Below are 13,879 nucleotides of genomic sequence, written 5' to 3'. Positions count from 1 at the left end.
ACAAAATCTTAATTTTATTTTAAGTATTTTCCTACTATATTATATAATATATTACATATAGTCCCGTTCCAAAATAATTACAATATATTAAAAGTATTTAGTTATAATATAAAAATAGGGGTTATTGAGACCCCCATAAATAATTTATGAACTTAATAGTTTTACTATTTTTTCTACTATATTGTTAATGCTAAATCCAAACTTTTTAAATAATTCATCGGAAGAAGCTGAATATCCAAAAGAATTAACTCCAATAGCTATTCCACGTAATCCTACATATTTATACCAATAATCAGATACTCCTGCCTCAATAGAAATACGTTTAGTAACTGACTTAGGTAACACTAATTCTTTATAACTATAATCTTGTTGATCAAAAACATTCGTTGATGGCATAGAAACTACCCTAATACGATAACCTTTGTTAACTAATTTATCATACACAGAAAGAGCAATACTAACTTCTGATCCAGTAGCAATAATAATCGCATCAATATTATCGTCGAAATTATTATCTCTTAAAATATATCCTCCACATGAAATATTGTTTGTTTCTATCAAACTTCTAGAAACATGCAATAAGTTTTGACGAGATAACACCAAAGCTGTCGGACCGGACTTATGTTCTAAGGCTAACTTCCACGCTATCGCAGTTTCTACCTGATCACAAGGTCTCCATACACTTACATTAGGAATTAAACGAAGAGTAGATAATTGTTCTACAGGTTGATGTGTAGGACCATCTTCCCCTAATCCTATAGAATCATGAGTATAAATAAAAATATGTTGTGTTTTCATTAATGCAGCCATACGTATTGCATTACGAGCATAATCAGAAAACACTAAAAAAGTAGAAGTATAAGGAATGAAGCCTCCATGATGAAACAATCCATTTGCAATAGCCGTCATTCCAAATTCACGCACTCCATAATGAATATAATTTCCAGAAACATCATTCGAGATAGATTTAGAACCAGACCACATACTGAGATTACTCGGTGCTAAATCAGCCGATCCACCAATCATCTCTGGTAATAACTTGTTAAAAAACTCTAAAGCATTTTGAGAAGCCACTCTAGTCGCTATATCATTAATGTTATGACATAACTTATGAATAAATTGATTACAATTTTCTTCCCATGAATTTGGAATAATGTGATTTATACGGCGAATATATTCATTTGCTAAACTAGGATATAATTTTTTATATTTTAAGAACTTTTTATTCCATTCATCTTCTAATAATTTTCCTTGTACTACAAAATTCCAACTCTCATAAATTTCCTGTGGTATAAAAAATGGAGGAAAATTCCATTTTAAATTTTTTCTAGTTAAATCCACTTCTAATTCACCCAATGGCGATCCATGGGAATCTTTTGTACCTGCTCGGTTAGGTGATCCAAAACCAATAATAGTTTTACACATGATTAAAGAAGGTCGATCTTTTATTAATATAGCTTTTTGTATAGCATCAGAAATAGAATTAGAATTATGTCCATCAACATCATATATTACATGCCAATGATAAGATTCAAATCGTTTTCCTGTATTATCTGTAAACCAATTACTTACGTTCCCATCAATAGATATACCATTATCATCATAAAATACAATTAATTTCCCTAACTTCAGAGTACCAGCTAAGGAACATGCTTCATGCGAAATTCCTTCCATTAAACAACCATCACCAACAAACACCCAAGTATAATGATCTACTATATTATAATCAGGTCGATTAAAAACTACGCCTAATGTACGTTCAGCAATTGCCATTCCCACCGCAGTAGCTAAACCTTGTCCTAGGGGGCCTGTAGTAATTTCTACTCCAGGAGTATGCCCTATTTCAGGATGACCGGGAGTTTTTGAGTTTAGTTGTCTAAAAGATTTTAGTTCTTCTAATGATAAATCATATCCTGTAAGATGTAATAAGCTATATAAAAGCATAGAACCATGTCCATTAGAAAGAATAAAACGATCTCGATTACTCCACAATGGATTACATGGATTATGTTTTAAAAAATCTCTCCACAATACTTCAGCAATATCGGCCATTCCCATCGGCATACCTGGATGTCCAGATCGTGCCTTTTGTACTGCATCCATGCTTAATACTCTAATAGCATCAGCTAATTTTTTTCTCGAACACATAAAATTATTCCTTCGCACACAATTAAAACCAATAAAATTCCTATAAAATTTCTCGAAATAAATTTTGTAAATAAAAAAAAACTAAAAGTATAAAATACTATTTACATCTTATTTTTAATTATTCTTTCTAATTCTATTTGATCTCTTCCGAATTGGCGTATTCCTTCAGATAACTTTTCTACAGCCATAGCATCTTGATTATGCATCCATAAAAAATCGCTCTTAGATAGAAAACTAATAGATTTATTTATAATATTTGGAACATTTAGTTGTCTTACAACATTACCACTTTGTAATTGCAAATGTCGTAATAAAACAGGAGAAATTGTTAAATAGTCACATCCAGACAATGCTAAAATTTGCTGAACATTTCTAAAACTTGCTCCCATAATAATCGTTCTATATCCATAACTTTTATAATAATTATATATTTTTCGAACTGAAATAACTCCAGGATCTTTATGACCTGAATACTCTTGTATCAATGATTTAGATTGATACCAATCATAAATTCGACCAACAAATGGAGAAATCAAAAAAACTTTTGCTTCAGCACAAGCTCTTGCTTGCGCAAAAGAAAATAGTAATGTTAAATTGCAATTAATATTAAGATTGTTTAATTCTTCTGCAGCTTTAATACATTCCCAGGTAGCTGCTAATTTAATCAATATTCTAGATCTATCAATTCCTTCTTCTTCATACATAGAAATTATCTTTTTTGATTGCTCAATACACAAATCAGTATTAAATGATAATCGCGCATCAATTTCAATAGATACTTTTCCAGAAATCACTCCTAAAATTTCTTGACCTAACATCACTGATACTTTGTCAACAGCATTAAGTAACTGATATTGATACGTACCTCCTTTTTTCTTAGCATAATTAATAGAATGAACAATAATATATTCATATTCAGGCAAGGTAATTACTTTTAAAATAAGAGAAGGATTAGTAGTAGTATCTTCAGGAAGATATTTTTTTATCAATTTCATATCTCCACTATCTACTACAATTTTACTATGCTGCTTTAATGATTCTAATTGATTCAATGGATTATATTCCTTTCAATAATTCAAAAATATGATACATGTAAAACACTATAAAACAAATTCAAATAACAATACTTACTTGTTTTTTATAAATAAATATTTATATATATATTATACATAAGAAATCAAATATAAAATATAACATTTTTAAAAAACTAAAATTAATACATTTTTATTTTTAATTTTTCATTAAATTTGTTTTAATGTTATCCAATATATATATTTACTTTTATTGTATTTTTATTAATTTTCTAATACTTTTTTGTTAAATAATAATTTATGCAATAACACATATTAATATTCTAAAAAAAACTAAATTAAGTTTATTACACATAAAATGTACGTTGCATAAGCTTTAAAAAAGATAGTTTATAAAATTACTTATTATTTCAATTTTATAATAACAAAATCATATGGGGAAAATTAAAAAACTAATTAAAATAAAATAAATGTTAATATTAATTATTACAAACAAATATAAATCCTATAAAATCCTTGAATTACTAGTTTATACAAATTTATATATTTAAATCCTAATACTCTTCAATAGATTACAAACATTACATTATGCTAACATATAATAAAATGTTAATATTTCATTTTAAAATAAAGTGTGTTATACACTATTCTTTTACAATTTAAATTTAAATTATTTACTTGCATACATAAACTATATTATTTACAAAATAACTTTTGAAATATAACAACTTCATTAAAATATACTCATTCAAAATTAAGAAAACAATTATTTGAATTAATGTCAGTCTATATATATTTAAAAACTACATGAAATACAATGTTATAAAAATATTATAATTTCATCATAAAACTTTTTTTAATGTAAACAATTAATTACACATTTCTTAAAAATAATAATAATTAGGAAGTATTAGAAATATAAAAATATATTTTCATAAAAAATTTTATAAATAATTAATTTATATAAATTAACTAACTAATTTTTAATAAAACATTTATTTTCATCATACAAAATTAGTCTATAAAAAAAATAAAACTCACGAAATATCTAAATCTCACTAAAATTTATTTTTCTAAAAATTTACACTCATAAATAATTCAAAAACATCAGACAACAATCTTAAACTATTACAAAATATATATCACATCCAGTAATTATCATGTAACAAATATGTTATGCTAAAAATATTATATGCAAATGTACTATCGAAATATTAAATATATATGTTTAAACCATTGTTCAATATAAACTATGAACTACAACAATATTAATTTATATACATTAATAAAATTTTTTTATAACTAAAGAAACATTAGTTCCTCCAAATCCGAAACTATTTGACATAATAACAGACACTTGTTTTTTTAAAATTACAGTTAAAATATTACAATTTTTTGCTACAGGATCTAATCGAATAATATTAATGCTAGGAACAAGGAAACTATATTCTAACATTAATAAACTATAAATTATTTCTTGTACTCCTGATGCACCTAATGCATGTCCAGTAATAGATTTAGTTGATGAAATAATTGGAATATTAGTACTACTAAATACTTTTCGAATAGCATTTAATTCCACTACATCACCTATTTTAGTAGATGTACCATGAGCGTTTAAATAATCAATAGAACTTTTATCTATTGTTTTAGTAGCTAAATTCATACACCTAATAGCTCCATCTCCAGACGGAATAACCATATTAAAACCATCAGAGGATGTACCATATCCAATAATTTCAGCGTATATACGAGCTGATCTAGATAATGCATAATTTAATTCTTCTATAACTACTATTCCTGCTCCTCCTGAAATAACAAACCCATCACGATAGAAATCAAATACTCTAGACGATGCAGTAGGATCCGAATTATAATTAGTTGACAATGCTCCCATTGCATCAAATGTACAAGCTAATTCTTGACTAATTTCTTCACCTCCACCAGCAAATATAATATCTTGTTTACCTAATTGTATTAGTTCTATTGCATTTCCTATACAATGCGCCGAACTAGAACATGCTGAACTAATAGAATAATTAATCCCATATATTTTAAATGCAGTACCTAAACAAGCAGATATATTAGAAGTCATAGATTGTATTACTACATAAGGACTAACAGATTTTAATCCTCTTTTTTTTATAGCATTTACACCGTTTACCTGACATTTTGGTGATCCAGAACTAGAACCAACAATTACTCCTACTCTAGAATTATTTTGATACACTTCAGTAGTTAAATTAGCATCTTTAATAGCTTCTTCCATAGATAAGTACGAATAAATAGATGCATTATTCATAAATCTCATAGTCTTACGACCGATACATTGTGACATATCTAACTTAACGTTACCACATACATGACTTCTCATTCCAAACTGTTTCATTTCTTCTGAAAAAGAAATACCTGATTTAGTATACAATAACGAATTTAATACTTCTTGTTTATTGTTTCCAATACTAGAAATAATCCCTAATCCAGTAATTACTACCCTTTTCACTAACATTACCTCTCTATAAATTCAAAACAAATAAGCATATAATAGTTTTGATACGAAAACATAGAAATTAAATAATATATTTATAAAGCATTATATATCTTTCTTAAAATATTATACTTACATGCAAATAATATAAACTATGAATAAATACTATTGCTGTTAATCTATTGTTTATCTAATAAGAAAATTAAAAAATTTAATTCTGATATTAATCACACACATATGTTCATAATAAAAATATATAAATATATTCTATTATAATAATATTTTTAAAAAATTATTTTCTAAAAAATCAAAAATGAATACAAAAAATATATCGATTACAAAAAAAGGTACGTTATACATTGTACCTACTCCTATTGGAAATTTAACCGACATTACTTATCGAGCATTATCAATATTAAAAACGGTAGACATAATTGCAGCAGAAAATATAAACCATACTAAAATATTAACCAAAACTTACAAAATTCTCACAAAAATTACCTCTATTAATAAACACAATGAAAAAAATAAAAGCAAAAAACTTATTATAGAACTGAAAAATGGGAAAAATATTGCGTTAGTATCCAATGCTGGAACACCAACAATTAATGATCCCGGATATTTTTTAATCAATTATTGTTATCAATTTAAAATAAAAATAATTCCTCTTCCAGGTCCATGTGCAGCTATTACAGCTCTAAGCGTTTCAGGATTTCAAACTAAAAAATTTTGTTATGAGGGTTTTCTTCCATCTAAAAGCATAACAAGACGTAAATTATTACATGATTTAAAAGAAGAAACACGAACCATTATATTTTATGAAACTCCTCACCGAATAATTTCAAGCATAAATGACATAGTAAAGGAACTAGGACCTAATCGATATATAATGCTAGCAAAAGAACTAACTAAAACATGGGAATCAATATATAGAGATACGTCATCAAATATATTATCGCGATTGAAAAACAATAGCTTTAAAATAAAAGGAGAAATGATAATAATCGTATCAAGTATTAAGATTAAAAAATCCCTTTTTTTACCTAAAATCGCGTTAAAAACTTTACAAACACTAAAACTACATTTACCATTAAAAGAAGCTATAAAAATAACAGCAAAATTATATAATATATCAAAAAATTTATTATATAATTATACATTGATAAAATAGAATATTGTTTAGAAAATTTTATAAAAGTTAATCAGACAGTCGCTTCTATTTTTTAAACAATAGAAGAGGAAAGTCCGGGCTCCAAAGGGTAAAAGGTGCCAGATAACATCTGGGAAGTGCAAACTTACGACTAGTGCAACAGAAAAAAACCACCTTTGTAATTGATAATTCAAAGGAAAGGGTGAAAAGGCGAGGTAAAAGCTCACCGCATACTAGGTAACTAGTATGGCTGAGGTAAACTCCACCTGGAGCAAAACCAAATAGGAGTATTTATGTATTTTGCCCTTACAAATAATACTCGGGTAGGTTGCTTGAGATAATAAATGATTATTATCCTAGATGAATGACTGTCTAATACAGAACCCGGCTTATAGATTAACTTTTAAGAACGTATTTATAAAAAATAATATTTAAAAACAATATTCTATACATTACGCAATATCTACATTCAATATTTTATTTAACAAAATAAACTTTATAAACCAGAAATTTGAATAGAAGACAATAAAATTGATCCTGATAATATTTTATGTCTCGTATCAATATCATTGCCTATAGATATAATATTTTTAAACATGTCTTTTAAATTACCAGAAATTGTAATTTCACTCACAGAACATTTAATTGCTCCATGTTCTATCAAATGTCCTACAGCTCCACATGAATAATCTCCTGTAATTAAATTCACGCCATTACCTAATAATTCTGTTATTAGTATACCTTTGTTCATTAATACTAATAATCCATTTAAATCCATATTTGAAGCACCTAATATCAACCAATTATGGATTCCACCACAATTAGCTGTACTTATTAAATTCATTTTCTTAGCCGAATGATTGTCTAATAACCATGTTTGTAATATACCATTTTTTATTATCATCTTTGATGATGTACGAACACCTTCTAAATCGAAACATTTTGATCCTAAACCTTTATTTATATGAGGATTCTCTTGAATACTAAGCCAACTAGGAAAAATTTGTTTTCCTAAACTATTCAATAAAAACGTTGACTTTTTATACACATTATTACCATTTATAGCTTTAGCTAAATAAGAAAAAAATTCTAAAGATAATTCTGAGGAAAAGATCACTGAACTTTTTTTAGAAGAAATTTTTTTAGAACCTAATCTAGATAAAGCTTTTCTAGAACTAGCTGCACCTACACATTGCGGAGAAAGTAAATCATTTATATCTCTAGAAATGGTATATGACACATCTCTTTGCATATCACCATTTTCTTTAGCAATCATGCAACTAGACATAGAATATAGAGTAGTATAATAACTTTCTAACATACCATGACTATTTCCAAAAACTTTCATACTTATACAACCATCAAAATTAGATCCCTCTGTATTAACAATTCTTTTATCTATTTTAAAAGCTTCTTGCTCTGCTATTAATGCTAAATTAATAGCATGTCTTACGTCCCAATTCCAATAATGATATAAATCAAGATTTTTTAAATTTCCAATAGCTAATAAATTTGCATCAGGTAAACTAGATGATATATCCTCAGAAACATAATTTATAATATCCATTGCCAAATTTATTATTTTGTTTACTGAAGAAATGCTAAAATCAGTAGAAAATACTGTACTTTTTTTTTGATTTTTATAAACAGTCATTGTTAAAAAATTATTATTATTAAATTTAACGTAATCAATTTTTCTATTTCTTACTCCAACATTAATTCCTGAATTATGCAAAATTAAGACTTCAGAAGTAGCTGAAAAAGTTTTCACTACATCAAGTATATATTCAATGACATTTTTAAATTTTTTTTCTTTTAATATAAAATCATTTTCTACTTTCATATTACATCTTATCAAAACATTAAATTATTGTTATAGTACACTGAAAAAAATTAAAATAAAACTGTATCTATACAGAAAAAGATTAAAAAACAAAAACTTAGTTAAAAAAGTAAGGGAAAAAAATGAGCTTTAAAAATATTTCTCCAGGAAAAAACGTTCCATATAACATAAATGTAATTATTGAAATTTCATCATATTCTCATCCAGTAAAATATGAAATGAACAAAAATTTAGGAGTTTTATTTGTAGATAGATTTATACCTACTCCCATGTTTTATCCTTGTAATTACGGATTTATTAATAAAACTTTATCGTGTGATGGAGATCCTATGGATGTATTAGTACATTCTCCATATCCTATTATCCCAAATTCAGTAATACCATGTAGACCAATAGGAATATTACGTATGTTAGATGAATCTGGAGAAGATAATAAAATTTTAGCTGTTCCTAACGATGACGTTTGTCAAGAATACTCGAATATAACAAATATCAATCATTTTTCAAATACATTAAAAACGCAAATTGTACACTTTTTTCAACATTATAAAGATTTAGAAAAAAATAAATGGGTAAAAATCATTGAATGGGCAAACAAAGATGTTGCTTATAAAACAATATTATCTTCTTTACAATAAAAATGGTCATTTTAATTTATGTCAGTATGAAAAACTTACTGACATAATTATAAATTACATAAAATATTAAATACAATAATGCCGCTAAAGTATTAAGAATAAACGCTAATGTGTACAATGAAACAAATTTAGTTTAAATTTAATTTTAAAAAACGTTTGCATTGCAATCCAACTTATAAATAAAATATTATTACAATTAAAAAATAAATTTATATTATTACAATAAAAATTATCTACATAAAAATTATTTATGAAAATTATTAATTAACGTTTTCTAGTAATTTTAAACTATATATTTTCTTAAAATATCACGTTTCATTTTTATATAGCAATTTTAATATTTAATTTTAAATAATCTAATATAAAATATTGATACATTCTTTTAAATATATAATATCCAAAAAATAAAATATTTTATTTATTTCTCTAACGTTTATAGATCTTAACAACACTTTTCAATGTTCATACTTTTTATAATTTTTATAATTCCATTTTTAACATCCAAATTTATTGTCAAAAAATGTAATTACAACTGACATTAATTCCAAATATTAATAATTCACCAAAATATATAAATTTTTAATGTAGAAAACAAACAAACTAATATTATTTTCAATATTACTATAATACTACTGATTTTATTATGAAAAAATATTAGTAACGTATTTATTAAAAAATTATCTATTATCTTATAATCATTAAATATAATAAATATTTTTTAATATTTTGCATCACGCTATGTCATTAATACATTTTTTATCTATTTCTTCAATTCAAATCTTTAAAAAATACCTAATTTTTCATTAAAATTCCAATTAAAAACAAACAATTTATCTAATATATTTAAATACAAGTTATAATTTTACTCAAAATAATTTAATTTAAAAAAATAAAAAACATATACATTAAAATAGCAATGTACTGAAATAATAATATTATTTAATTAAATTTTTATTGTACTTTTCAAAAACTACAAAAACATTAAACGTATACGTTCAAAAAAATCTTCACCTTAAATCATATTTCATACATTTTATTAATAACTTATTACTACCTATTAAATAAAAAAAATACAATTTTATTTTTTAAAATTATATACAATATGGAAATAAATCATGTAGCTAACTGAGTTTAAAAAATAATATTAATATAAATGTCTTTTTTAAAGTCATATAAAAAACATTGATATTTCTAAGTATGTTATTTACTAAATGAACTTTATGCATATTCTATAAATTCGAAAATAAACACAAGAACTTAACCTAAAAAATTATTTTTTAATATAACAATTTCTAAGTAAAATATTCACATTTAATAATATACTTTAACATTTTTTACAACATATACATTTATATACTGCATTGTTTATTATATTTTTCATAATTATTATTATCATTTTTATTTAATTTCATTGATTGAAAATATTTTTTAAGCTAAAAAAAACGTTAAACGTAGTATTTTTATTAATAATATTCAAATAGGTATTTTTAAAAAATATAATCGAATAATTGCCAATTCCAGAAAAACATAACTGTATCGATCCAAAAATATGCGTATTAATAATACTATTGAAGACAAAAGAATAATGAGATAATTTTCCTATAATTTCAACTTTTGTTTTATATAAAATAAAATAATTTTTATTACTTTTGATAAAACTAAGAAACGGAACAAATAAATTTAAACTGAACATTGAATTATGCTGTTTAAACTGTAATTTTATGTACATAGTCGTGTTTATCAAACCAAAACAATTAAAATGTATTTCTAAATTTTGCAATAAACATCCAATTATAATTACATTAACATTCTCATTTTCTGCGAAACGATTACAATTAACGCAATTAATAATTATATTGGTCAAAAAATTTCTATTAAAATCAACAGTTCCATACATATTAATTATGAAATTATAATTACAAAAATGTATTTTTCTTACACTCATTTTATTATTAACTATTTTTAAACTAAAAAAACATCGAGAGATATTAAAATTTTCTTCGTTACAAAAATAAATATCTTTAATATAAAAAGATCCTATATCTAAATCTATAGGAACATTAACACTACATTTTTTAAGATAATTTAAAACATAATTTAATAGTTTGTTAAACACCACAATTTTGTTTATATTAACTATTTTTCTTTTATTATTATTTTTTGTTATTTTTTTACATTTAATATAAATAGTTTCAATTTTATTATATAAACACTTTAATGTTAAACCTTTCCAATAACACTTACTAAAATAATGATCTATAGAAAATAATACATTTTGCGTAGAAAAAGAAAGATCATTAAATTGTATGTTGCTAAAAAAAATAGGTACTTTAAAAAAAGACATTAATGTTATATTTAAAGGGATTTTTTCGCTCCCATTTTGAACTACATTAGGATGACTAATGTATATATGACATTTCTCAAATAAAATTTTATCCACAAAAATACAAAAATTCCTAATAAATTCCACATGCATCTTTATATGCAATTCTTTAATAAAAAATTTTCTATTATGAGAGTAATATTTAATGTTGCGCAATATACAATTATTTAATGTACCTATTGATTTTTTTATTTCTAGTTCTGGTATATAATGATGAACTAAACAACAAAACATATTTAGTCCAAAATGACTATAAAACAAAAATACTAAACTAAAGATACAAAATACACACAATAAAATTATAGATATAAGTAATTGTCTAAAAAAATTCATTCGAATCCATCCTATCAATAAAATTTAATCTATAATTTTAAAAAATTTAAACAACGTATAAAACGTAATACAAAAAAAAACTTTCAGTTAAACAAATAATTACTCATAACATTAAAATATGTTCAAAAATAAAATTCAAAAAAATTTAGTATTAAAAATAAAATAGGTAAACATTAATTATGTCAAAAATATGCCAAATAACTAAAAAAAAGCCCATTACAGGAAATTATAGATCTCATGCTATGAATGCCACTAAAAGGCGATTTCTTCCAAATTTACATTTACACAAATTTTGGAATATAAAAACAAACAAATTTATATCATTAAAAGTATCTGCAAAAGGAATGCGATGCATGGATAAAATTGGATTAAATCAAATTCTAGAAAAACAACTATTGTTGAAAAAAAGAGAATTCAAATATGGCAAAAAGCGCTAGAAATAAAATAAAATTAATTTCTTCTTCAGGAAGCAAACATTACTATACTACAACTAAAAATCAAAAGAACAAAAATCAAAAATTAGAACTAAAGAAATATGATCCAATTATTCGAAAACATGTATTATATAAAGAAGGAAAAATTAAATAATTGTTTCTTTTTAAAATCATTAATATAAACCTGCTTTAAAAATATAAAAATGCTAAACATACTACTATAAGTAGTATAGATTAGCATTTTATAGAATTTAAAGTATATTTAAAAAAAAATTTATATTTTGGCATAGTAACTACTAATAATAAACATGATACAGAATTGCATTAATTCCATGAAAAAATAAAAATAAATATTTATTCTTTTGAAAAAACAGATAACAAAAAAATCAAACGATCAAATATATTACTATAAAAATAAGGGATTCTAGGAATAAACAAATATAAAGTATATATTCCTACTATCAACGTTAAAGTAAATCCTACAGAAAAAATAGAAATTTGAGAAGTTATTCTATTTAACACTCCTATAGAAATATTAAGCATTAATTGAATTATAATAATTGGTAACATCAACATAAAACCATCAAGAAAAATGAACTTGGCAAATGTAACAATATTAAAAAATATATGCGCATCTAATCCAATTTTCTTTATAGGAACTTGTTGAAAAGTATCAAATAATACTGATATCATCCAAATATGACCATTAAATTCTAAAAATAACAATAATAAAAATATATACAAAAATCGAGACAAAATAGAAATACTAGAACGAGTATTCCAATCTAATAAAGATGCAAATGATAATCCCATTTGAAAACTTATAATTTCTCCAGCTATTTTAATAGTAGAAAACGTTAACTGCATAGAAAATCCTAAAGATATACCAATTACTATTTGTTCAATTAATATCAAAAATTCATCAATAGAAAAAAAATCAATTTTCATTGGAGGTAGCAGTAACATAAAACACCAACTTATAACCAAAGAAATAAAAAGTTTTATTTTTTTTGGAATAGATTGATCTCCTAATAATGGAGCAGTGATCACAAATGATAAAATTCGAAATACCAGAAATAAAAAACTGTAAAACATTGAAATTACATCATCTATATTAAAAGTAATCATTAATTAGATATCAGAGATAAATTACTGAACAAAGACCGAGTATAATCTAAAATTAGAGTTAACATCCACGGCCCAAAAATAACAATTGATAATAATACTGCAATAATTTTAGGAATAAATGATAACGTTTGCTCATTAATTTGTGTAGCAGCTTGTATAATACTGATAACTAAACCACTAAATAATGCAGATAATAACAAAGGTGAAGCAAGCATTAAAGCAACTTTCATTGCTTCATGAAAAAGCGTCATTACAGATTCTACTGTCATATTTATTCCTAACTTATATAATAATTTTAAAATT

The 13,879-nt window shown here is 24.0% G+C and carries 11 protein-coding genes and 1 other RNA gene; 5 read left to right on the top strand and 7 right to left on the bottom strand.

The genetic code is table 11. The features are described from left to right. Nucleotides 1-144: 144 nt before the first annotated feature. The 3 genes from tkt to U0T59_00405 form a co-directional block, all read right to left on the bottom strand. Entirely contained in the window at nt 145-2,148 is a 2,004-nt protein-coding gene (gene tkt, locus U0T59_00415; GenBank protein ID XBC43395.1) for a transketolase, read from the bottom strand. A gap of 101 nt (nt 2,149-2,249) precedes the next feature. Next, nucleotides 2,250-3,200 (bottom strand): transaldolase, encoded by a 951-nt coding sequence (gene tal / locus U0T59_00410; GenBank protein ID XBC43394.1) that lies wholly within the window; start codon nt 3,198-3,200, stop codon nt 2,250-2,252. Nucleotides 3,201-4,461: 1,261 nt separating this feature from the next. Further along, nucleotides 4,462-5,682: a beta-ketoacyl synthase N-terminal-like domain-containing protein gene (locus U0T59_00405; GenBank protein ID XBC43564.1), complete on the bottom strand. Its 1,221-nt coding sequence runs from the start codon at nt 5,680-5,682 to the stop codon at nt 4,462-4,464. Between the two features lie 298 nt (nt 5,683-5,980). Here U0T59_00405 and rsmI point away from each other — a divergent pair, with 298 nt between their 5' ends. Together rsmI and rnpB are read left to right on the top strand one after the other, a co-directional pair. Then, a complete protein-coding gene (gene rsmI, locus U0T59_00400) occupies nt 5,981-6,838 on the top strand; it encodes a 16S rRNA (cytidine(1402)-2'-O)-methyltransferase (protein XBC43393.1) in 858 nt (285 codons plus the stop codon). Nucleotides 6,839-6,861: 23 nt separating this feature from the next. Then, nucleotides 6,862-7,225: RNase P RNA component class A (gene rnpB / locus U0T59_00395), an RNA gene on the top strand. Nucleotides 7,226-7,313: 88 nt separating this feature from the next. Here the strand turns inward: rnpB and pmbA are convergent. After that, nucleotides 7,314-8,660 (bottom strand): metalloprotease PmbA, encoded by a 1,347-nt coding sequence (gene pmbA / locus U0T59_00390; GenBank protein XBC43392.1) that lies wholly within the window; start codon nt 8,658-8,660, stop codon nt 7,314-7,316. A 122-nt stretch (nt 8,661-8,782) separates the two neighbouring features. Here pmbA and ppa point away from each other — a divergent pair, with 122 nt between their 5' ends. Then, nucleotides 8,783-9,298, top strand: a complete 516-nt coding sequence (ppa, locus tag U0T59_00385) for an inorganic diphosphatase (protein ID XBC43391.1) — start codon at nt 8,783-8,785, stop codon at nt 9,296-9,298. Nucleotides 9,299-10,706: 1,408 nt separating this feature from the next. Here ppa and U0T59_00380 read toward each other — a convergent pair. Further along, nucleotides 10,707-11,915 (bottom strand): hypothetical protein, encoded by a 1,209-nt coding sequence (locus U0T59_00380; protein ID XBC43390.1) that lies wholly within the window; start codon nt 11,913-11,915, stop codon nt 10,707-10,709. A 278-nt stretch (nt 11,916-12,193) separates the two neighbouring features. On the opposite strand from U0T59_00380, the gene rpmB reads away from it, so the two are divergent. Next, nucleotides 12,194-12,451, top strand: coding sequence for a 50S ribosomal protein L28 (gene rpmB, locus U0T59_00375; protein ID XBC43389.1), 258 nt, complete (start codon nt 12,194-12,196; stop codon nt 12,449-12,451). Next, the gene (gene rpmG / locus U0T59_00370; protein XBC43388.1) at nt 12,435-12,602 is read left to right on the top strand and encodes a 50S ribosomal protein L33; all 168 of its coding nucleotides are present in this window, start codon (nt 12,435-12,437) and stop codon (nt 12,600-12,602) included. The genes rpmB and rpmG overlap by 17 nt, the downstream gene beginning before the upstream one ends. 200 nt (nt 12,603-12,802) lie before the next feature. On the opposite strand, the gene fliR is transcribed toward rpmG, so the two are convergent. Together fliR and fliQ are read right to left on the bottom strand one after the other, a co-directional pair. Beyond that, nucleotides 12,803-13,576, bottom strand: coding sequence for a flagellar biosynthetic protein FliR (gene fliR, locus U0T59_00365; GenBank protein ID XBC43387.1), 774 nt, complete (start codon nt 13,574-13,576; stop codon nt 12,803-12,805). Further along, nucleotides 13,576-13,845, bottom strand: a complete 270-nt coding sequence (gene fliQ / locus U0T59_00360) for a flagellar biosynthesis protein FliQ (GenBank protein XBC43386.1) — start codon at nt 13,843-13,845, stop codon at nt 13,576-13,578. Before fliQ ends, fliR begins: the two co-directional genes overlap by 1 nt. Nucleotides 13,846-13,879 lie beyond the last annotated feature (34 nt).

Source organism: Buchnera aphidicola (Meitanaphis flavogallis), from assembly GCA_039830035.1.
In the GTDB taxonomy this organism is placed as follows: Bacteria; Pseudomonadota; Gammaproteobacteria; order Enterobacterales; family Enterobacteriaceae; genus Buchnera_B; species Buchnera_B aphidicola_AZ.
Note: the sequence above shows the minus strand (reverse complement) of the source record. Positions and strands in the feature narration are given on the sequence as shown.

What these genes read in the sequence shown, in the direction of transcription:
- tkt (XBC43395.1), bottom strand. Translation starts at nt 2,148, where the DNA reads ATGTGTTCGAGAAAAAAATTAGCTGATGCTATTAGAGTATTAAGCATG.
- rsmI (XBC43393.1), top strand. Translation starts at nt 5,981, where the DNA reads ATGAATACAAAAAATATATCGATTACAAAAAAAGGTACGTTATACATT.
- pmbA (XBC43392.1), bottom strand. Translation starts at nt 8,660, where the DNA reads ATGAAAGTAGAAAATGATTTTATATTAAAAGAAAAAAAATTTAAAAAT.
- ppa (XBC43391.1), top strand. Translation starts at nt 8,783, where the DNA reads ATGAGCTTTAAAAATATTTCTCCAGGAAAAAACGTTCCATATAACATA.
- U0T59_00380 (XBC43390.1), bottom strand. Translation starts at nt 11,915, where the DNA reads ATGTTTTGTTGTTTAGTTCATCATTATATACCAGAACTAGAAATAAAA.
- rpmB (XBC43389.1), top strand. Translation starts at nt 12,194, where the DNA reads ATGTCAAAAATATGCCAAATAACTAAAAAAAAGCCCATTACAGGAAAT.
- rpmG (XBC43388.1), top strand. Translation starts at nt 12,435, where the DNA reads ATGGCAAAAAGCGCTAGAAATAAAATAAAATTAATTTCTTCTTCAGGA.
- fliR (XBC43387.1), bottom strand. Translation starts at nt 13,576, where the DNA reads ATGATTACTTTTAATATAGATGATGTAATTTCAATGTTTTACAGTTTT.
- fliQ (XBC43386.1), bottom strand. Translation starts at nt 13,845, where the DNA reads ATGACAGTAGAATCTGTAATGACGCTTTTTCATGAAGCAATGAAAGTT.